This window comes from Pseudarthrobacter sp. J47, from assembly GCF_049810315.1.
In the GTDB taxonomy this organism is placed as follows: Bacteria; Actinomycetota; Actinomycetes; order Actinomycetales; family Micrococcaceae; genus Arthrobacter.
Genome location: NZ_CP187358.1, coordinates 2,439,395 through 2,459,564 on the forward strand (window position 1 = coordinate 2,439,395; position 20,170 = coordinate 2,459,564).

At 61.1% G+C, this 20,170-nt stretch carries 16 protein-coding genes; 6 read left to right on the forward strand and 10 right to left on the reverse strand.

All coding sequences use genetic code 11. From position 1 onward, the window contains the following. Positions 1-60: 60 nt before the first annotated feature. Both ACPJW8_RS11200 and ACPJW8_RS11205 read right to left on the reverse strand, forming a co-directional pair. The gene (locus ACPJW8_RS11200) at positions 61-762 is read right to left on the reverse strand and encodes a DUF6308 family protein (RefSeq protein ID WP_330194390.1); all 702 of its coding nucleotides are present in this window, start codon (positions 760-762) and stop codon (positions 61-63) included. Between the two features lie 65 nt (positions 763-827). Continuing rightward, positions 828-1,619 carry a DUF6994 family protein gene (locus tag ACPJW8_RS11205; RefSeq protein ID WP_330194389.1) on the reverse strand — a complete coding sequence of 264 codons (792 nt, stop codon included), beginning with the start codon at positions 1,617-1,619 and terminating at the stop codon, positions 828-830. Between the two features lie 258 nt (positions 1,620-1,877). Between ACPJW8_RS11205 and ACPJW8_RS11210 the strand changes: the two genes are divergently transcribed. Both ACPJW8_RS11210 and ACPJW8_RS11215 read left to right on the forward strand, forming a co-directional pair. Then, positions 1,878-2,177: a DUF4193 domain-containing protein gene (locus ACPJW8_RS11210; RefSeq protein ID WP_257369041.1), complete on the forward strand. Its 300-nt coding sequence runs from the start codon at positions 1,878-1,880 to the stop codon at positions 2,175-2,177. Further along, positions 2,149-2,565, forward strand: coding sequence for a hypothetical protein (locus tag ACPJW8_RS11215; RefSeq protein ID WP_330194388.1), 417 nt, complete (start codon positions 2,149-2,151; stop codon positions 2,563-2,565). The genes ACPJW8_RS11210 and ACPJW8_RS11215 overlap by 29 nt, the downstream gene beginning before the upstream one ends. Positions 2,566-2,690: 125 nt before the next feature. On the opposite strand, the gene ACPJW8_RS11220 is transcribed toward ACPJW8_RS11215, so the two are convergent. From ACPJW8_RS11220 to ACPJW8_RS11235, 4 genes are all read right to left on the reverse strand, one after another. Continuing rightward, the gene (locus ACPJW8_RS11220; protein WP_330194387.1) at positions 2,691-3,512 is read right to left on the reverse strand and encodes a nuclease-related domain-containing protein; all 822 of its coding nucleotides are present in this window, start codon (positions 3,510-3,512) and stop codon (positions 2,691-2,693) included. A gap of 1,552 nt (positions 3,513-5,064) precedes the next feature. Next, positions 5,065-5,853, reverse strand: coding sequence for an IS21-like element helper ATPase IstB (gene istB / locus ACPJW8_RS11225; RefSeq protein ID WP_237428195.1), 789 nt, complete (start codon positions 5,851-5,853; stop codon positions 5,065-5,067). Next, on the reverse strand, positions 5,850-7,379 hold the full coding sequence (gene istA, locus ACPJW8_RS11230; protein ID WP_237428196.1) for an IS21 family transposase: 1,530 nt from the start codon (positions 7,377-7,379) through the stop codon (positions 5,850-5,852). Before istA ends, istB begins: the two co-directional genes overlap by 4 nt. 571 nt (positions 7,380-7,950) lie before the next feature. Then, the gene (locus tag ACPJW8_RS11235) at positions 7,951-9,120 is read right to left on the reverse strand and encodes a hypothetical protein (protein ID WP_330194323.1); all 1,170 of its coding nucleotides are present in this window, start codon (positions 9,118-9,120) and stop codon (positions 7,951-7,953) included. Positions 9,121-9,479: 359 nt separating this feature from the next. Here ACPJW8_RS11235 and ACPJW8_RS11240 point away from each other — a divergent pair, with 359 nt between their 5' ends. The 3 genes from ACPJW8_RS11240 to ACPJW8_RS11250 all read left to right on the forward strand — a co-directional run bounded on the left by ACPJW8_RS11240 (position 9,480) and on the right by ACPJW8_RS11250 (position 13,381). Further along, positions 9,480-10,823 carry a hypothetical protein gene (locus ACPJW8_RS11240; RefSeq protein WP_330194324.1) on the forward strand — a complete coding sequence of 448 codons (1,344 nt, stop codon included), beginning with the start codon at positions 9,480-9,482 and terminating at the stop codon, positions 10,821-10,823. 95 nt (positions 10,824-10,918) lie between these two features. Next, positions 10,919-12,883: a hypothetical protein gene (locus ACPJW8_RS11245; protein ID WP_330194325.1), complete on the forward strand. Its 1,965-nt coding sequence runs from the start codon at positions 10,919-10,921 to the stop codon at positions 12,881-12,883. 213 nt (positions 12,884-13,096) lie between these two features. Continuing rightward, the gene (locus ACPJW8_RS11250) at positions 13,097-13,381 is read left to right on the forward strand and encodes a phospholipase D-like domain-containing protein (RefSeq protein WP_330194326.1); all 285 of its coding nucleotides are present in this window, start codon (positions 13,097-13,099) and stop codon (positions 13,379-13,381) included. Positions 13,382-13,438: 57 nt separating this feature from the next. On the opposite strand, the gene ACPJW8_RS11255 is transcribed toward ACPJW8_RS11250, so the two are convergent. The 4 genes from ACPJW8_RS11255 to ACPJW8_RS11270 form a co-directional block, all read right to left on the reverse strand. Further along, the gene (locus ACPJW8_RS11255) at positions 13,439-15,091 is read right to left on the reverse strand and encodes a DUF6119 family protein (protein WP_330194327.1); all 1,653 of its coding nucleotides are present in this window, start codon (positions 15,089-15,091) and stop codon (positions 13,439-13,441) included. A gap of 27 nt (positions 15,092-15,118) precedes the next feature. Then, entirely contained in the window at positions 15,119-16,231 is a 1,113-nt protein-coding gene (locus ACPJW8_RS11260) for an XRE family transcriptional regulator (protein WP_425256329.1), read from the reverse strand. Continuing rightward, a complete protein-coding gene (locus ACPJW8_RS11265) occupies positions 16,224-16,919 on the reverse strand; it encodes a hypothetical protein (protein WP_425256330.1) in 696 nt (231 codons plus the stop codon). Before ACPJW8_RS11265 ends, ACPJW8_RS11260 begins: the two co-directional genes overlap by 8 nt. Before the next feature lie 1,033 nt (positions 16,920-17,952). Continuing rightward, positions 17,953-19,137 carry a hypothetical protein gene (locus ACPJW8_RS11270; RefSeq protein WP_330194331.1) on the reverse strand — a complete coding sequence of 395 codons (1,185 nt, stop codon included), beginning with the start codon at positions 19,135-19,137 and terminating at the stop codon, positions 17,953-17,955. A gap of 191 nt (positions 19,138-19,328) precedes the next feature. Between ACPJW8_RS11270 and ACPJW8_RS11275 the strand changes: the two genes are divergently transcribed. Further along, positions 19,329-20,066, forward strand: coding sequence for an NYN domain-containing protein (locus ACPJW8_RS11275; RefSeq protein ID WP_055795880.1), 738 nt, complete (start codon positions 19,329-19,331; stop codon positions 20,064-20,066). The last annotated feature ends 104 nt before the right edge of the window (positions 20,067-20,170 follow it).

The window sequence follows — 20,170 nt, forward strand, 5'->3', positions numbered from 1 at the left end:
TACGAGGCTGACGCGGGCGGTTGCGAGATTCGACCAAGTTTGTCGTGGCTTCGCTGTGCTTCAGCCGGTGATTCCGAGTTTGCCGGCTCGCCCGCCCTTGATGCCATGGTCCTTGCCGTAGCGCCACAGGATGGCGTCCATGATGCGCAGGTCGGAAATGGGTGTCTGGACCGTAGAAAGCTTGTGAATTCGCTGCAATCGTCCAGCAAGGTCGGGGTCTTGCATGAAGAGGTTGTGCCAATTCAGCCACTGGCCTTCAGAAGTGTCTTTGCCCACGACTGCCCCGATGACTTTGTCCCAGATGGGGATGAGATGCGGTCGCTTCCTCGCCATGATCTTGCTGGCTGTGGTGGCCCCGACATCCCAGCGCGTTTTGGGTGTGCGTCTCAGCTCCTGCCAGAGCAGCCATGAGGGGCTGCCCTCCCCGAGAGTGGCTTCTGCTTCCGCTACCGTGAGATCGCTCATCCTCACGTCGGTGCGTATATCAGCCAGGAGATTTCGTATATTCGTCGCCAACGGCTGTTCCTGCAGCCCGATGATGGCCTGGGCCGGAACTTTGACGCTGAGCATTGACACGGCGACAGCGTCGCTATCGGTGATCCTGTCCCTGACATCAGGGCCGTCGCCGCGGTTCGCCCATTCATCAAAGTAGCTGCCGGTACTGAGCAGCCCCGTCTTTGTGGATGGTTCGAGGTAGTAGCGCCGGAGCAGTTCGGCTGCGGCTTCGACGTTCTCTTCTTTCAGGATGGCTGGTAGTTCCATGAATCCCCCTATGGCTTCAATGCGCGGACTCTGACCCTGACTGACCCTGCGACGTCGCTGGGTAGTCAGTCTGTATGGCGAACCTCAATCCCGGGGTGGTTCTCCATGACCCAGGCGGCCATCCGACGGTTCCGTGCCGAGATGAACTCCAGCGTGGCCTCCCGGTACGTTACGTACTCGTCTTTTGTGGCCGGCATCCCGGAACGCTTGAAGTTGTCGAAGGGCAGGTAGAACCGAACCTCTTCGTAGTCGGGTGTCACGAGGTCTTGAAAGTGGAAGAACTCCACAAACTCCTTGAACCCGTCGAAGAGCGCAAAGAAGTCCGCGTACGCGTTGATGACATCGGCTAAGGGGCTCTCCGGTTCTCCTGCGTAATGACGCCGGATGCACTCCAGGGTCAGATCCATCCGGTCGGCGATGAGCGCCCTGAACCCCCGGGCCTGGTTCATCGTGGGTCGGTCCTTCTTCCTGACGGGCCAGATCATCGCGCTGCCGATGGTGTACGGCGGATTCAGGTAGCGGGACCGCTCGTCCTCGTTCAGCGAGGCGATGGCGTTCGCCAGAGACGCCGTACGTGCCCGGCCAGTGTAGGAGTGGGTGATGGCGTCACTGCCGTACCAATGCATCGCCTCGGAGGGGTCAGTGAAGATGAGGTAGCCGTCCCCACGCTTCGGCGGCGCGGTCGGTTCGAAGACGACGCCGGAGTTCAGCGTCTTGGTCCACAGCAACTGATGGTCCGCCCGGAGCCTTGGACTGCCACTGTCCGGGTCAGTCCCTGGAGGGGTGTCGGTCTGGTAGTCGAACGAAGTATCGAAGACGCGCGGCTGTTGCTGCTGCGGGTATTCCGGATTGCTCAAGGTTCCCCCAAAGACCAGAGTTGTAAGACGCTCAAATCCGATGGTTGGTTCCGCAAATTTCGCGGCCGTCGGCTTTGCCCCACATTAGGTGCCACTTCCTGATATTGAAACCCCAGGTGCCCCACTGACCGTCGGCAATGCCATGTTCCCGGCGGTTCTGATTGTGTGCCCATGAAGCCGCTCTTTTAGGGAATTCTTCCCATGTCCTGTACGTTGCAGGATCGGTAATACCCCCTGACAGAGAAGAGATGCACTTTCGTGGCAACCGATTACGATGAACTGCGCACTGACGTCAAGGAATCCCAGGAAAACTCCCTGGAGGCCCTGAAGACTGCTAAAGCCCCTGATGCGAAATCCGTGGTTCAGGAGCTCGACGAGGCTGACGCCCTGGACGGCCTGACCCCTGGTGGCGAGTTCATTGCCGAAGAGCTCGTCGTCCAGGTCATCCCGCAGGCTGACGATGAGTTCACCTGCTATTCCTGCTTCCTGGTCCGCCACCGTTCGCAGAAGGCGAGCGAGAAGGACGGCCATGCCTACTGCGTCGAATGTGAAGGCTGAGCGGTTTTGGCCGGCTGTCCCGGAGCATATCTGGGACAGCATCCGCGAAGAATTCACCCTGCCGACAGCGGCAGACCTGGAGACGCATTTCCAATCCCTCGGCGACCCGGAGGCCATGCGCCGGGCAGTTCGGGTATTCATCGGCGTTGAAACCTTCTGCCCGGGCTTCCAGCTCAAAGACGGGCACTTTCACGAACCGGTGCTGCGCCTTTTTGACCAGGCGATGAGCCTGAAGATTCCTCACAACGTGTTCGCCGCCTGGATGGTCAGCCCACTCCCGGCAGAATCCCGTTCCCGGCCAGTGGACATACTGGGCAGAAGGACGCTGCTCCAGAGCTCCTTGGTCGCCTTTGGTGACAGGTACCGGCCGGCCGAAAAGCGTAGCTAAGAGCTTGGCTCTGCCGTATCCCAAGCCAGATAAGTTTGCCGGGACAAGGCTGAGCGCTACGTCTTGAAGAATGGCTCATGTTCAACGTCGTCGTCCCAGAGCGGCCTGGAACGTGGGCACCTGACTCAAGCAGGCTTGAATCGCGAGGCTAACGACTCACGCACCGCCGCTACATCAACGTCGCCGGCTGGCTCTTCTACAAGCACTTTGGCCAGCCGTTTCGGCCAGAGCACATGAACGCCATGGGTCGAGAATGCGCCTCCGATCAACGGCCAGTCGGCTTCAACAAAGCACAGCGCCCCTGTGACCGGAACATCCCCGACGAGGTTTCGCACGACGTCGACCTGTTTGAGCACCCCATCGACCAGCTTCGTGCAATCACGTCGGCCGACGAGGAGCTTCTCCACGCGGGGGCGCAGGATGCCACCCTCGACCTTCAGTTCAGGCCGTCCCTTGTACCTTTTGGCGTCGATGACCCAGATTCCACTGCGAGTGATGGCGATGTGGTCGATGTTGGCTTTCGAGCCGGGAATGCGTCGGTCGTGAAGGACGGCCAGGCCATCGGCTGCCAGGGCATCCAGCCGAGCGCCGAGGCGTTCCTCGCCAATCGCGCCTCGATCCCAGGCCTTGGTGCTTTGGCGTTCGTCAGAGACGGCGACTGCGATGCCGCCGAATGGACCCCACTTCTCGCGGAGCTTTTCCTCGTCTTTCGCTTTGCGACGCTCATACTCGCGTCGGGCTGACGACCCGGCTACTCCAGACTCATTGGCTGGCAACGCCTCACAAGCCGGTTCGAGGTCGTGGGACGTGGATTCGGCAGCCTCTGTGGGACACTCCAAGCAGCGGACGGTCTTTGTATCGCTCTCATAGATCGCTTCCGTCCCGGCCGGAAGAGATGTACCGCACAGCCGACACGCTCCGGCGTAACGGAGCCTCATCTTCTTCATGGGGGCACAGGGTGGAGCATCGACACGGACCCAATCTGCTTGTAGATCACGGCGGTTAGACCGCGGATGTGCTTGGCATGGCTCAATCCTCGCCGACGGCATGTCAATTCCCTGCAAGCCGTCCCAGGAGTTGAGTGAAAATCTCGACCGCCGGCCTTCCGGCGAGCTGTGATGACCTCGGGCGGCCGCCCGTCGGTCACTATGTCGTCTGCTGGCTGTCTGTAGCCGGGAATTCACGGAGTGTGGCCGCTATGGCTCTGACTGCCGCCGGGTCTTCCGTCCAGTGCCGGGCCGTACGTGTACAGGCGTGGAAGTTTTTCACTTTCGATGCTTTGGCGGCCTCAATTAGTTCTGCCCACGCTTCCCGCAGTTCCGCTTGGAGCTCAGGTGACATGGGCGCGCTCGGGACAGGTCCCGCCGCCACGACTGGACTTTTGGGTGTCGCGATTGCGCCTTTTCGCCGAAAAAGACTTGTGAGACCCATTTCGGTTCCCCCTTTCCCCTCTGCCCAGAGTATCAATGTCCCCGCAATGTGTCCGGGACTCCGAACCCGGCCGGCCAACCAGCTCGGCTGAAGCGGCTCCCCTAATTCAGGCTGCCGGAGGTCGTCAAGGATACTGAATGAGTGACTGACCGGCCTGCAATCTACCTGTTCCCGTATCTTCGTCTGCGCGAGGAAGTGAATGTCGGGCCATGGGTGCTGCAACCGCTTGACCCAAAAAAACTTGCTGAGCCCTTTGACGGCTTTGGTCGGACACTGAAGGCACTTCTTTCCCGGTTTCGCGATGATGCCGGCCAGCGATTGACGACTGCAACGCTCGTTCGACGTAAAGAACCAGAGCCTGATCCTGGCGAGGCCCGCGAACATGAACGAGGTGCCCTGCAAGCCGCAGTGTTGTTCGCGGTGACGGACGCCAACACCAGCAACGGAAACGAAATCCCCTGGGAAGCACCCGCATTAAACCTTGCCACTGCTGAAGTGGCGACGTTTTTTGTGGGTGAACTCACCGCGCTCGAAAACGGAACCTTTGTGCGCACCCGCGGCGGCACTCTGAATCGAAGAATCGTTGGCGGCGGCACCGTGAATGATGACTTTGTTGTTGTGCCAGCCCCGGAGGGTCTAGTGACGATTCCGGATCTCACACTCGACAGCCGACTTCTGGACGCCGTATACCGCGTTTCTGTAGAAGCCCTGTCAGATGACTCTGCCAAGACCAAGCGTGAGGTCTGGGCGGCACTCCATTGGCACGGTCGCGCGTGGGAGAACTCGCCGCTTCACAGCATGCCGGATATTCTCGTGCAGCTGAAGACGGCCATCGAGGCCCTCTCAGGTAAGACCGGGACGGCGACCGGCATCAGCGCTCTTGAAGAGATCTACCGTTCAGTCACTGGAACGATCGGTGCCGATGAGTTCCTATGTGTCAATGGCCATTACGTTCTGCCCATGGGCGGCCAGTTGATGTGCCCGCTGGTGGCCAGTAAAACTGCCCGGTTATGGCCAACAGATCTGCCCACTGATTCGTTTCGGCGGGGTCGGCCATCGTTGGGTTGGTCAGTTCAAGCGGGTCACTCCTTTTCCGGCGAGGGCCTGGGTAAGACGGACGGAATCGCCGCTGGTCTGGCAGACGTGGGCGTGGTGCAGCAGTCGGTCAACGGTGGCGGTGGCGAGGGTTTTGGGCATGAGCTCATCGAACCCGGCGGGGTGGAGGTTGGAGCTGATCGCGACGGAGCGTTTTTCGTAGGCTGCGTCCACGACCCGGTAGAGGCCTTCGGCGGCGTCCGTGGCCACGGGCAACAGACCAATATCATCGATGACCACGAGCTCGGCGCGCAGGATCCGGGCAACGGCCCGGGTGACGCTGTCATCGGTTCGGTGGGCGCGGATGAGGACGCCGAGGTCCTCGAGCCTGAACCAAGCGACCCGCATTCCGGCTTCGACGGCCTGCTGGCCGAGGGCTTCGAGGAAGAACGTCTTCCCCGTCCCCGAGGGCCCGCAGACGACCAAGTTTTCCCTGCGGGTGATCCATTCCAGGGTCCGCAGTGCCTGCTGGGTCGGGCCCGGGATGGAGGACGCTGCAGGGTCCCACGCCTCGAAGGTCTTCCCGGTCGGGAACCCGGCTGCTTTGCGGCGGGAAGCGAGCATGGACCGGGCCCGGCCGGCGGCTTCCTCCGTGAAGAGGGCCTTGATGACCTCGGCCGGTTCCCACCGCTGGGCGCGGGCGGTCGCGATCAGGTCCGGGGCCAGCGCCCGGGCGTGGGGCATTTTCAGGGACCGCATCAGGGCCTCCAGGTCCGCCGGTAGCGGCGGAGCCACGGTATTGGTCGTGGTGACGGGGCTCATCGGGCCTCCTCCGGCGTGGTGATGGTTGCGGGGTTGCCGATCGCGGCCCACGCCCCTGTTCCTTGGGTGAGGGAGGTGGCTTCGTTGGCGGCGTGGGTGGTAGTGCGGCGGATGTTGGCGTTCAAGATCGAGGCGAGGTCCGGGTGCGCGAACCGGCCGTGCAGGGCGGCGTCGCCCAGGGCCCGGTCGACCTGATCAGTGCCGGCGATTTTGGCCAGCGTAACGGCTTCGGCCATTTTCACGTTCATCCTTGCGGTCCCGGCCGCGGCGGCCTCGACGAGCCAGGTTCTGGCGCCTTCGCCGATGGCCAGGAACGCGGCCTCGTCCGCGCTGCGGGCCCTCACCTCGTAGTCGCCGGGGAGCTTCGCCCGGGTTCCGGGGAAGTGTTCGTCGTTGATGGCGGGGCTGCCGGGCCGTGCCCGTTCGTGGCGGGCGACTTCGACGGGCCCGGTCGTGCCGTGGTGGACGATGATGACCTGCTCGCCGGGCCCGGTGCCGTGGGTGCGGACGAACACCCGGGCTCCGAGCAGGTGGGCCGGGACGGAGTACTGGGCGTTTTCGAAGGTGACCATTGGGGTGTTCTCCGGAACGCCGCGGGCCAGGCCGAACGCGACCGTGTGGGCGGTGTCCGGGATCCGGTGCAGCCGCGGGGCTTCCTCGGCGAGCATGGCCGCGGGTTTCCGCCGCGTCGTCCGGTGCTCACGGTGATTGACCTCGTCCATGAACGCCGTGCAGGCGGCCTCGAGCTCGGCGAAGGTGCGGTAGTCATCGCGGAGGTTGGTGTCTTTGGGCACGAGGTCGGCCTTGGCGAGTTTCACGGACGCTTCGACTCCGCCTTTGGTGGCCGGGTCCGCCGGTTGGCAGGTCAGCACGGTCACCCCGTAGTGCCGGGCGAAGTCCAGGGTCTGCTGGTTGCGCACCGGGACCCCGGCGACGTGGGCGGTGGTGACGGTCTTCTCGTTGTCCGTGAGGACATAGGTCGGCGCCCCTCCGAGGATCCGGAAGCACCGGTCCAGGGCCGCGAACACGCTCGGCGCGGTCCTGTCCCTGAGCGGGATCACGATGCGGAAGCGTGAGAACGCCAGCCAGGCCACGAAAAGGATGGTCTTCACCCCGCCGATCCGGGGCCCGTCGCCGAAGTCGTACTGCAACCACATCCCCGGTTCTGTGATCCACGGCCGGTGGACGCGGGTGTGGCCCAGCCGCCACGCGGCTTTGACCTGCGCGATCGCCCGGCGGGTAGACCGTTCCGAACCGGTGTAGCCCAGAGCGAGGAGCTTTTCGTGGGCCTTGTCGGCCCGGATCCGGCCCTTGGAGGCTTCGATCCATTCCTCGATCTTGGGCAGGAACGCGTCGGTGACCCGGCCGCGGGCCGCGGGTTCCCCGATCGGCCGGCCCGCGTCACGGGCGGTGACGTGTTTAGCAACGGTGTGGTGCGAGCAGCCCGTGAGCTCCGCGGTGGCGCGCAACGATCCGGTCAGATCGTAGGCAGCAAGAATTTCCATGATTTCTCCGTCAGACTTCATACAGGGCCTCTTCCTGGTTCGCTTTTGGTGCGCTTAGACACCGTCATCAAACCGCAGGGAGAGGCCCCCACCGCTTAAAGACGCGGCAGGAACAAGTAAGGAAGTGGGCAGATCTCATGGCCACCGGCGGGCAGTTCTGCTGGCCGCCAGCGGGCACTTTCGTGGCCGCCTATGGGCAGTTTTTCATGGCCGCTAACACTATGGCGGGAGTCATCCCCGTGTTTTTCGCGTGAATACAATGGGAAGACCAACATGTATAGTTCGTTCGGCCACTGGTATTGGTGCCTGGCAGATACTCGCAACGCCATCGTTCACGACACAGAATCACCTGTCATGGAGCACGAGGCTGCTGGATCACCATTCCAGGGAAACCTCTTTCGTGTCGCCGAACGGGTAACGCGCGAACTCATCAAGATCCGCCTCGCTCAGTTTGGCTATCCGGAAGCAGCCCTTAGCCCGTCGAGTCGAAAGCATCTTCGCATCGCACAGAGCCTCGGCCTTCAAATAGGCACGATCTCTCCAGCCCAGAAGTAGGGGTGGAAGGTGACCGCAGTATCCTCAATAGGGTGCCTCAGTGCTCACCTGCAGTCTGCGTCTCGCGGCCGAATGCCAGAGCCTCGTCCCGCAGACCATTCAAGATTTCGACGTTGCGCAAAACGATGCCAGCCTCGTAGTTGAAGGCAGCTCCCAGCCGCCCCACCCGCTCCATGACCTCCGCGTCGGCCAACTGTTCCAGCCACGCCACAAGCTGCCCCCTGTCCGGGGAACCGTCGATCCTGCTGATCAAGTCAGCCAGATCGATCCGTGCTGACGCCGCTCCGAGACGCAGTTGATAGCGATCCACGGCGGTTGTCCTTGACCCCATGGACATCGCTTCACGCTCGTCTTCGTGACCGACCGTGATCTCGTAGCGGGCCGGAAGCGGGGCCTCGGGCGGTTCCGTACCGGTGATAAGGCGCGGCACCGCCTGCGTGCGGACCCACCCGGAGATCTCATCAAGCTCCTTTATCAGCACTGGCCACCGGTCCGTGCCCGGCCGGTTGATCCCCACGGTCGGGAACAGGGTGACAGGGACCTTAGTGCCCAAGGGAGTCTCTGCGATGATGTCGCCAATACGCATCGGCTCCTCCGGCAACGGAGAGTAATCACGCAGCGAGCGAGGCTTCTGGTCATCCCTGATCATGACCGCCAGCCTGACAGCCGTGATCGCCGGTGTCCTGTGCTTCGCATGGTTCGTGTGAAGCACGAGCCGCGCCAACGGGTGGAGTTCCGCCTGTGCGTGCCGATGGAAGGGCTGCAAGGCTTCAATCCGACGAGCCAGCTCGCCACCGGCGCGTAGCGATGGGGGACCGTTCCGGGCGCGCTTTTTCTTCCACTCGGCAAATTTTTCATGAGTATCCGAGGCCGGCATCTCGACAAGTTTGGCGGCCTTCTCGTCGAGCGGAGCACCGTCCAAGAACTCGACCTCGGCGAAGAGCGCATGCTCGAGCGCTGCCCGCAGGGCCACTAGCGCGTCGGCCACGAGCAGCGGCACCTTGCGCGGGATCGGAGCCACCCGCTCTACAACGGTTCGGCTGAACCTGCCGGCAGGCACTTCGCGCAGGCCGATCACGTCGTCTGGCTGCGTCTGGTAGTCGAAGAGGAGATCCGCGATCTGCCCGATTAGCTCGTCGGCGTGCGAGAGTGTCGCGGCGACGCCAAGATGGCGCTCGGGGAGCCAGACATACGTGTGATCGGTCATGACGACACTCTAGGAGTGATCCCGGGCGGATTATGCAACACACCGCAGGCGTGCCCGAGCCGCGGGGATCAGTTGTCCCTTCTTCGTCACGTTGTCCGCGCAACGCGCCTAGCTCATGCATCCCTCCCCGGAGACAATGGTCCACATGGTCAACCGCTACCAACCGTTGTCGGATCGCCAGATGAAGGTCCTCAAGCCCATGCCCTCGGCGAAGGACCTCACGCTTGCACCCGCACGGGCGCGGCTGCTCCTCGAACTCGCCGCCGCCGGCCTTGGCATAGAACCCCGAGCCCTGGACCGGGCTATATGGTTGCACGAGAGCCCTTCAGAACCTGGACCGTCCCGGATTGGAGCATCCGTTGCCCCAGCACCATAAGCCACTTAGCGTTCTGCAGTCCGAAGTCTTAAAGTGGATCAATGACGGCTGTCCGGGCGGTGTCTTTGAAGGTTACTCGCATCGGATAGCAGCCAGAGCCTTGGCGGACGATCGATACATCACTATTACTGGCAAGGGTCCGACCTGGACGGCCAAGATCACCCAGCTGGGTGTGGAGCTGCTCAAGAGCATCGATGACTCCGATAGCAACAATCACACCCACGAATCTGAAGCCGACAAATTCATACTGAAGCTCACTGCCGCCGATGGCGTCCTGGAGGTCGAAGGCGGCTACCGGCATGCCGCAGTGAACGATGCCCTGATCCGCGGCGTTATGAAGTCAGCGTTGCGCCCGAAAGGCTACAAGCTCGAGATAACGAGCGTCGGGTCGTGGCAGAGCCCAAAGTACGAGGCACGGTGGGCGCGCCATTTCCCTGATGACGTCGACGAGCGTCCGGTCCCGATCCCGGAAACGGTGGGCAAATATCACCCGGTCGCCAAAGTGTTCCGGGACGGCACACGGGGAGTGTCGAAAGAGCACGTCGCCCGTGCAGCCAAACTGCTGCACGCACTGGCCACCGAAAGTACAGCCCGCGGCTACGAGGTCACACTGCCGTCGAGCCACAAACGCACCAACTCCCGCGGAACCACAACTCTCGATGGCGACATCGCCATCACGATCGGCACAACCACCGTCCCACTGGAAATGCGGGAACTCCCCCCGAACGGCGGATCCGCAAGGCCATACATCTCCAAATACAACTCCCGCAACCAGTCCTGGACGCTGGTAAACAACACCGATTTCGTATCAACGGGGCAGCTCCAACTGGAGTTGACACAAAGATACTCAACCAACGGTCGCCGAGAACGGTTTCGTGACGGCAAGCGGCAGCAGCTCGACAGCGCCCTGCCGTCCATACTGCGCGAAATTGAAATTCAGCATCTGGAAAACGAGTGGAAACGCGAGCAAGCACGCCTCAAGGAGGAGGAAACACAGCGCCGGTGGGAAGCCGCCATGAAGCGCGCCCGCATACGGATCCAGGACCATCACAAGGCCGAGCAGCTCAAGATGCAGGCAGACGCCTGGTCAGAAGCCAGCATGCTGCGCAAGTACGTGGACGCCCTTGAGACGAGGCTGGGCTCAGAACCGGACATAGAGCTGGTGAACCGCGGGCTGGCCTGGCTGACATGGGCCCGCGACTACATTGACACCAAAGATCCCCTGCTTCAGCCCATCAAGATTCCCGTCCTTGGAAACTATCGCGATGAAGACCTGGTGCCGTTTCTCGACGGGTGGAGCCCACACGGACCGCACGGAAGGACATAGACGATTTGTCGCTGTACAGATGCGCCGCTGATTCCGTGAGTGAGCTCGGCACAACCAGCGCGGTTCGATGAAGAATCTGCGGTTACCATGAGCCAATGGAACACTCGGAGTCATCTGAAAGGGTCAAGTTCTACGGCCCACGAGATCTCGCCAGCGGATGGCTAAGTGAACAAGCGGCCAAGCTGATTCAAGACTATTCTCACGGCCGCGAGGTCCACTCGCTGAACGATGCGCTCGAGCTGCACAACGCCTTAGCCTTCGAGGAGCACAACGTCGTTCCCCGCTCCCTTACGGAACAGGAGCGACAGGACCTGGCGCAGTCAGCGCGGGAGTCACGAAGGCAAGTCGCTTCGTTCTTCGCCTGCTTCGAGACATCGGACCTCGACCAACTGCTGGCCGACCTCGAGTACGAATATGCGGATGACCTGATACTGCTTCTCGACAGACACGAAGTCGCCAAAAAGGTCGGCGGACAGGCACTCTTCGATGCACTTTTGAAATCGGGCATGCCATTGGCGATCATGCTATCCAACCCCAGGTTCGTAAAGCGACATGACCGACGACTTCGCGACGCGCTCCTCGCCAGCGCTCAACACGGTGAGCTACTAGTCAGAATGCGACTGATCAAAGACTTCGATCCCGCATATCACCTCCCCGCGAGCTTCAGTGGCGTGGACTCACAACAGCTTTTGAGCGCATACATCGAAAGTGCATCACCACACCCTAATCACGTTGAAGCGATTGCCCAGGCGAACGACAATCCCGACTTCGGGATCACTCCGAAGATCCGGCTTCAGGCCAAGAAGCGCTACGAAGTGCTCATCGAAGAGCTTTTCACGGACGAGACGAACACACTGGTGAAAAGCCGTTTTGGCATCAGTATCGATACTGAACAGCACGAGCCCGTGCTCGACCACATCGAGCATGAGGAAGGCGGGATGACCCACATACGCTCCTTCGGTGGGCGATATCTGTCCGCCACTTTCGAGCCGGAGTCGGTGCTCGCAAACTTCGCCGCAGTGGTGGGTTATGCGGATCGTCAAGGGCTGCTCACTATGCCATCGTTCAAAACGCAGATGGGTACCCTCGAAGGGCTCTTCGTCGCAGGAAAGGACTCGTATCCCAGAGGTCAGGCGTTCAAGCACCTGGATGCGCTGACGATGCAAGGAACACATGCTTACGGAGAGTTCCTCCGCCAGAACGGTATCGAGGTCGAGGACGTCGTGGCGGCGTTCTTCCGGGAACAACTCACCAGCCAATATGATGCAGCGGGCTTCTACTACACCCCTTCCAGCACGAACAGTTCATTTCTTGAACGGTGCCGGCACATCTCCGCGGAGATGGAGAGTATCGCCAGGCAGTTCACTCTCTACTGTCACGAGGGCGAACTCGATCCCGAACTCCTGCGCATGACATCTGCACCAAGGCCGTGGAGTGAGATCCCCAGCCTCATCGAACATAAGTACTTGCGTATGAAGTCACCCAGCGATTGTGAGCCCGCGCTACATCTCCTGTTCAATGACCAGTCGAGGCTTACCTATATAAATAAGTCGCTGCGAGCCAAGAGCTTTGTCCAGCTGGTTACAGAGAATGAGTTGCCCTACGACGCGCTTCATTATTACCAGAAGACATCCGTCGATTGGTTAATCGCCGAGGGATTGGTAGCGGTCGATGCCGGCCTTATCGAGTTCTCCCAGCCAGCGCTGATTCTCGTTCTCAGCGATATCTATAACCAGGAAGCAGGCGCATTCGGCCACTACGGAGAGGACGAATCAGCTGCTGCGCTTGCCCTCGTGGACAAGGGATGGTTAGCGTTCAGTTCGACACTTCTGACCTCCGCTGAGGCCAACTACTTCAACTTCTACCTGAACAAGAGCGAGTTCAGTGATGGCCCAGATCTTCGCAACAGGTACCTGCATGGAACCAACGCCGATCCTGGCGATTTGGCTGCACACAGACAGGCCTACGTGCTGCTCCTGAGATTGCTGGTGTCGCTAACACTCAAGATCCGCGACGATTGTCAGTTGTCGGTCACGAAGTTATCGGCCGCACCGCAGTGAAACAAACTGCAACCCAAAGATAGATCATGTGCAGACCAGGACTCCTCGAGGCCCTCCCAGCCCGTGCACAGGTGAACAGGCGCTACAACTCCAAATCCCTTGAGCCGTGTTAATCCCCCGGCTCTCGTCGGACATGTGAGAATGCGGGTAGCACGAATGGCCGTGGCAGCAGACAATAGACAGCTGGCCGCCGAAAAACGAGCCAGCCCGCGCATGCATCACAAATTCCTGGTCCGTCTACGCCAGACGGCAGTTCCGGGCGACGTTGTGGGGGGCTTGGAGATGGCTGACTCCATCACTCTTGAGGCCGAGAGCGTCTGGACGGGTTCCTTCAACTTCACCAGGAACGCCAGCTTCTCGTTCGAGAACGCCGTGGTGATCCACGACCCAGTCATCGCCCATTCGTACTTCGAGGAGTTCAGCCGCGTCGCTTCTTTGAGCGAGCCCCTTGACTGGACTTCAAGGTGGGTTGAACCTGAGTGGCGGCTGGGCACTTAGCCGGAAAGCCACGACATCCTGCAGGGCCTTGCACGGCGCGACCTCCTAAGCCATGGTTCAGGTGCTGGCACCTTCGATCGATACCACACGCACCGAAACGCTTCGCTCCTCGAGCGACGCAGCCTGTCTGACCAAGTTAACCTTTGTGAAAGTGAAAAGGGTTTTCGCAGTCACCGGTTTCCCCTCACCCCGATGCATGGCTAGTACGACCCTCGAGGGCTTCGACCCCAGCCCATCTGCATTACCGCCAAGCGCCTTGATTCTGCTTCTCAGCTTCTCCCTCGCCTGAGAGTCGTTGCATAGAGCGTCCGCGGACACGAGCGCCTGCGCCAGGAGATGACTCGCGGCAGCGGACTTCTCGGTCTTCTTCACATGGATCAGCGTCGCGTCCGGAAGATATACGTCGCACGCTTCGATCCCTCGGCGGTGAAGGTCAGTGGTGATTAGCTTCCGATCAAGGCAAATCCCTCCCAGCGCGGCGGCCAGAGCCTTGTTGTACGCTTCCTCGTCATCGGCAGCGTGCCATTCCGGGAAATCCAGATCGTCTACCGGGCGATCGAAGAGCTCTTTGGTCATCCGGTTGATGTTCTCGACGTAGTCGTGGTGGACCTGATACCAGGAGCCGTCGTAGAGCGCGTAGGTCCGGCCGTCGAGATCGCCCTCGAACGCGACCCACCGCCTGAGAGGGATTGCCTGGCTGATCGGCTGTTCCCCTTCCGCGTCACGGCACAGCTGTATGGACGCGGAGTCCAGACGGGCCAGGCGCTTCCCGGCAGGAAGCTCATTCAGCGCTGCTCGTATCTCTGACCACTCTGGGTGCCCCGGACGAACACCGTTCCGCCCGCGTGGCCACAGTCCGGTAGGGACCCAAGAGTCCGGAGTTCCGTTCTCGTCCACCCTTTCGTGAGGCCACGCCAGTCCGACGTTGCCGCCGATGCCGTCCAAGGCGCTCGAAAGGAGCCCGTCGAGCCGCTCTCTCGTTTCAGGGTTCTTCACCGCCGCCAGCTGCTCGAGGATCTTGAGGGACGGGAGGGGGTCAGCCGCGAGCAGGTCCTCCAGCACATCCAGATCCGCGAGCACCTCCTCAGCGGTGAGGCCCAGCGGGACGTTGAGTGCGTCCGATCCCCGGATCTGTAGGGGTTCGCCATCAGATCGGGAGAGTCTCGGCAAATCCGCGATCGCAACGATCCGGCTGACGGCCTCCCCGACATCACCGACGCCGAAGCCCAACAGGCCATCACCCTGCGGGATGGTCGCGCGCGACGTCCGCGAGCGCTCGTCCATCGTGGTGACTGTGAGGGAGCGCAGCTTACCAGGATCCGCTGCTCGGATCGCGATGCGCTGCCCAAACAGGTTGTCTATCCTGCTGGGCTCGAGCAGCTGGAAGCCCATCCCGTAGCTCAGTGCATAGGCGATGCCGCCTTCTGCCACTTGGTCCCCGCTCGGCCTCACCAACAGCACGCCCGCTGGCGTGACGCCGCTAATCTCGACGGTGTCTCCGGTGAGAGCCGTCACCGTCGAGCACCAATCCGCCCTGTCCTTGGACATGGCACCTGCCACCAAGTAGGCAGGTCGCTTCCCCACCTCGACGCTCCGGTGATCGAAGCCCTCCCGATCGAGGTACTTGCGGCGGATCGCATCCTCGAAGTCCGAGACCCCTGTCAAGCGGTAAATCGTAGTGCGTCTTCCCGACTGCTTTTTCTCGACCATCTTCACTCCCCTGTTGAATATGACGCCTTAGACGATTCGAAGAACCGGGCGCTGATCTGCCGTTCCGAGCAGATCCCGCACCTGCGAGGTGCTGAGCTTCAAGACGTCAGCAAGCGCAGGTATTCCGGCCCCGTTGTCGCCGGCCAACTCGGCGGCCTTCCTCAGTAGCGTTGGAACCTCTCCTGCGTAGGAGCTGGTCGGGTCGGCATCGGGATCGTCGAGCACGGCAAGGCGCTGGTAGGCCCGGCGTGCTGAAGACTCTGTCGTGCGGCCACGTTCGACCATCCGGCGGATTAGCGAGTGCGGCGAGACACCCCAAGTCCTGCCGAGCCGGTCCAGGGCTGCCAGGTCGAGACGCTGCGGGAGCGCTGCATCCATCGAGGACGAGGGGGTCAGGAATGCTGCAGCAAACTCGTCGGCCTCCTTCTCGATCGCCGCGCTGTGCTCAACGCAATCGGTATGTAGCAGCAGGTGCCCAATCTCATGTGCGATCGAAAAGCGGTGCCGGAAGACGTTTTCGCTCCGGCGAGGCGTCGTGATGATGATGGGACGATCCAGGATCACTACTGAGAACGCATCAACCGCATCAATTTCACCGAGGGGTCGCACCGCCACCACGATGCCACGGGATTCAGCCGTGGCGACGAGGTGTTTGACGGGCCCGTCGGGCAGTTCCCAGTGCCGGCGCAACAACACGGCTGCATCCGCCGGCGATGTCCCCGTCGTCACGGCAGGTAGATCAGCCTCGGGAAGTTTCACGTACCGTTCAAGGGCGAACGTCAGTTCCCACACCATCGCCGCCGTGGCCAGTGCTTTCTGCCGATCGCTCACACGGGCGGACCTCAAGCTCCGGAAATGGGCATTCACAGTATCGATACGTGCCAGAGGACGGCCGATGCCAAAGAAGCCAGGGCGAACGTTCAAGGCCCGTGCCAAGCTGTCAAGAACGTCAGGGCGGGGCGAGTTGACTCCAGCTTCGTACTGTCCGATAGCTGCAGCGGATACCCCGACTTCGGCGGCAAGGTCTGTCTTGCTCACTCCGGCACGAACCCGGGCCTGGGTCAGCCGTGCCGGCTCAAATCGTCCATGCGTCTGCCCGGAGCCGGAGAATTCGAACAGACTCGGAGTGTCCTCACGCATCCGACTGCGTAGCCTCCTGCTTCTGCAGCTCGACGGCGGGCACGACCGGCACACCACTATCGAACGACTCGACATCGAACGACGCGTCGGCCGCATTTAGTTCCGGCTGCCAGATGGATTCATGCCCGCGAAGCACAACCTCGTCGGTCACATGGTCGAGTTCAGCGATTGCCCATTCGATCGACTGCAACTGACGGGGTGAAGACTGGACCATGACAAGCACCAGCGGCATCGTATCGCCGACCTCGCGTACGACACGCTCGAGCTCTGTCTCGTCGTCTGCAGCTTCGACAGGCTCAGGACCAGCCAACAATGCCGGGTCGAACAACATCGGATCCAGAGGCGGCGCGATGAACCCGTTCCTCTTCGTCGGGCTTGTCGCGAATGAGGCAACCGCGTCAACAGCTTCAGGAACCCTCCACAGATAGACGAGGCAGTCATTAACCACGGGGAGCTTGTAATTGGCCGGAGGCAGTTTGTACGACTGAAAACCGCGCGCCGTCAGTGCTTCGTGGGCGTCATCGAGCAGGTCCCGCCACTGGGTGCCAAACCCCATCGCGTACCGGGATTCCGAAATCTGGTGCGCCTCGGCGAAACGGCTATGCCGGGATCGCGCAGCCTGAACGAGCAAGTCGCGAATTGTCGGAGCATGGAGTCCGAGTGCATCGGTGGGAGAGTTTGGAACCACGGCAGGCCTCCTGAACAGGCATCGGTGCCGCGGGCGCGGCAAAGACTGAACTTCAGTATTGCACACGATTCGCGCATGGAAGCTTCAGTGGCATACGCGGCGTGTCGGATCCTGTTTCCATGGGATGTTTGGCGCGTAGGTGTCCGGCAGCCCGCCCTGCACCTGGAATCCCCGGGGTAAACGGATCGTAGACCGCAACTGGCGCTGTTCCAATTCCGTGATTACCGAGGCCGCACCACCAACATACTTAAGGGTGCGCTCCCGGAGGAGTGCGAATAACAGCATGAAGAGTGATACTGCAACCGCTGCAATACCAGGCGAAAGGGTGCGATCATCACATGAACATCAAGCTCGGCTTCAGTCGGCGGAGCTAGCCACTCTCCTGGATGTAGTGCAGTGAAGCCGATGCTTGCTTGCACGTCCTCAAGACCAAGTTTCAAGCCTTGACTCGCTCGGGACCACGCCGTCGGAGCAATAGGGAACATGACTACCGGACCGACCGTGGCGATGGGCGGAGGGGCTTCTCGATGGAGCCGGGCAATCCGGTGCTGGACGACCAGGTCCTGCCGCTCGCCGCGACGCCCTCGTGCTTCGTCCAGACGGACAGCGGCCAGTGAGTGAGGGATCCGTTTCGGCGGACGTTCTTCTCGGCTTGCAGGCCGAGCTGACGAGTCATACCGACGTTGGTCATCGTCCCCCGCGATGGATGGGATGCTGGTCCGCTACAGGATCAAAGCCGCCGGTCTCCGACGTCGTCTGAGCCTGCCGGCACTTTGACAGCGTCGACTCGGACTTCAACGACCTGCTCAGCCGCCGCGATTGCCCATATCCCGGGCTGTTGGGTCGACCTTGAAGCTCTCCCAATGCAGGATCCTCTACTGGTGCCGCATTATTTAGGCTGCGATGACCTATGACGAGCTGTGGGATAAAGGCAAGAAAGCCAAGTGTTCGGACAATGACATCGCTCAGCCAGGCATCTTAGGCTTCGGCAACCTCACAGCTCGCGTTACCTACGAGGGATCCGCAGCTGACCTCAAGCAGGTCTTGGGGCCCGAGCCTTGCTCCGCTTCAGCCAGCAAGCGACCCCCAGCTCGGCTGCCTTCTCCTGGTCCGTGCATACTCCGGCGGCGGTGAATGCGGTGGCCGGGACACTGTCTGCGGTCGGTTCCGGGACTTCACGCAGGAGCCACCCCGTGTGACGGCTCGTGTCGAGGCTAAAACCCTCGGTGAACGGCATCCGTTCCATGTGCGTATGCCGCGGCTCGGCCAGCAACCATTTCTTCTTCTGGTTCGCAGTCGTTTGGGCTCCCCCGTCGTGAATGATCCTCCCGGCCATCGCAGCTGCCTGAGTGAGGTCCTGGTGGCCCCAGAAGATCATGGCAAGCTGATCAGGGTCCTCATGAGTGGGTATTCCCCCGGACAGTGCGGGGGAAGCGAAATGCCATTTGCTGCCTTGGATAAAGTCCAACGGTGTTGGTCGGAGGCCACCGTCACTGCCGGTCTGCCGAGCCGCTTCCTCCACGGTTCGCGCCAAGGTTTCGATACCGGAGATGGTGGCGGACAGATCCAGCCACTCGAAAGGCCGCTCCTCCCAATAATCATCGACTGCCCAATACCATCGCTGTTCGCGGCGATCAGAAGGGGACGGACCTTCCGGGTGTTCTGCGGGCCAGACACCGACGCGGCTTCCAACCTTCTTTGTCGCCACCAGATCGGTGGCCTCCAGCTGGTCCACCATCCTGGTTGCCCCTTTGGTGTCCCTGTCTGTGACCACTCCCGTCAGGTCCACCTGGAGGATGCCGGGACGTTGGCGCACCGCACTCAGGATGGCTGCGAAGCGTTCGTAATCGGCCTTGTGCTCGAGGGCTTGCTCCAGCCGACTGTCATGGGTTTCCACGGCGAAGGCAGCGTTGCGGTCGTACCGGATGCGGCCCGTTTCCCCCTCTGCTCCGTCATAGGGCTTTTTTGCCTCATCCAGCGCGAACCGTTCAAGGGCTATTACCCGATCGATAACGTCCAACCGCCCGAAAATTGAGGCCAGGTAAAGGGGAACCCTGTCCGGTGCAGACACATTGACGTGGCTGCTGCCGAACATCGTCTTGCGGACTGCGTAACGCTCTGCTTCTTCGTCCAACGCCTGCGCGGCTATGTCCAGCGCACGCTGGTAGTTTTTGGCCCGGACAGCCTCTTGAAAGAGACCCCACCTGAACCTGGGCAAATCACCCAAAATCCGCGCCCGGAAGAAGCGGAGCATCTCATCACGTCTTGCCGGTACATACACCGTAGTGCGCCTTCCGCCGAGGTCTAGTTGCATCATGTGGTCTGATTCGATTAATTATCGTTGCGCTTCTCAGATCTCAACTTCACGATGCCACATCAAACAAGTTGACCAGGCTCATGTCTCCCTGCATGATCAACAGGGTGAATCCTGACGAGAAGCGCATTGCCTTGCTCATTGATGCCGACAACGCGCCAGCGTCGAAGATTGATCTCGTCCTTGCTGAAGTTGCACGTCACGGCGTGGCCAACGTGCGGCGGGCCTATGGGGACTGGAAGAGCCCCTACCTGCAGCAATGGCAAGCTGCTCTCCATCCGTACGCGATACGGCCCATGCAGCAATTCGCGTACAGCACTGGAAAAAACGCGGCTGACATGGCGATGGTTATTGATGCTATGGACCTGCTTACGGCAGGCTCGGTGGATGGGCTCGCCCTTTTTTCGAGCGACGCCGACTTCACCCCGTTGGTGATGCGCATCTTGGCGGACGGCCTAAAAGTGTATGGATTTGGTGAGAGAAAAACGCCGGAGCCGTTTGTTAACGCTTGCTCGCTGTTTACTTATGTCGAGGGACTGGGGCAACCCCACACGATCCCTGATAAGTCTTTAGACGGGCTTGGTGGAATGACGGAGTTGCGCGGGGACGCCAGACTCGTGCTTCTGGTACGCAACGCCGTCGAAGCTGCTAGCGGAGATGATGGCTGGGCACACCTCTCCGCAGTTGGAAATCAAATAGGTAACCAAGCATCGCTGGACCCCCGCAACTATGGCTATCAGAAGCTGAGTGACCTCATTGAGGGAATAGGCCTGTTCGAACTCAAGCGGGGGAATCAGCAAGTTCTCGTTCGGGATAAGCGAACCTTGAGATAGAGCACTTCCGGGTGGGGACCCATCCAACATCGGCTCGCTTCGATGGCTTGCGACCTGAATGCACATCCCTGTCCTGCTCGCACAATGGGTGCTTGGCAGCGACC

Bases quoted from the DNA above. Each gene is read 5' to 3' on its own strand.
- istA (WP_237428196.1), bottom strand. From the start codon at position 7,379: ATGAAGTCTGACGGAGAAATCATGGAAATTCTTGCTGCCTACGATCTG.
- ACPJW8_RS11250 (WP_330194326.1), top strand. From the start codon at position 13,097: ATGCATCACAAATTCCTGGTCCGTCTACGCCAGACGGCAGTTCCGGGC.
- ACPJW8_RS11260 (WP_425256329.1), bottom strand. From the start codon at position 16,231: ATGCGTGAGGACACTCCGAGTCTGTTCGAATTCTCCGGCTCCGGGCAG.
- ACPJW8_RS11220 (WP_330194387.1), bottom strand. From the start codon at position 3,512: ATGAAGAAGATGAGGCTCCGTTACGCCGGAGCGTGTCGGCTGTGCGGT.
- ACPJW8_RS11235 (WP_330194323.1), bottom strand. From the start codon at position 9,120: ATGACCGATCACACGTATGTCTGGCTCCCCGAGCGCCATCTTGGCGTC.
- ACPJW8_RS11255 (WP_330194327.1), bottom strand. From the start codon at position 15,091: ATGGTCGAGAAAAAGCAGTCGGGAAGACGCACTACGATTTACCGCTTG.
- ACPJW8_RS11200 (WP_330194390.1), bottom strand. From the start codon at position 762: ATGGAACTACCAGCCATCCTGAAAGAAGAGAACGTCGAAGCCGCAGCC.
- istB (WP_237428195.1), bottom strand. From the start codon at position 5,853: ATGAGCCCCGTCACCACGACCAATACCGTGGCTCCGCCGCTACCGGCG.
- ACPJW8_RS11215 (WP_330194388.1), top strand. From the start codon at position 2,149: ATGCCTACTGCGTCGAATGTGAAGGCTGAGCGGTTTTGGCCGGCTGTC.
- ACPJW8_RS11245 (WP_330194325.1), top strand. From the start codon at position 10,919: ATGGAACACTCGGAGTCATCTGAAAGGGTCAAGTTCTACGGCCCACGA.
- ACPJW8_RS11275 (WP_055795880.1), top strand. From the start codon at position 19,329: ATGATCAACAGGGTGAATCCTGACGAGAAGCGCATTGCCTTGCTCATT.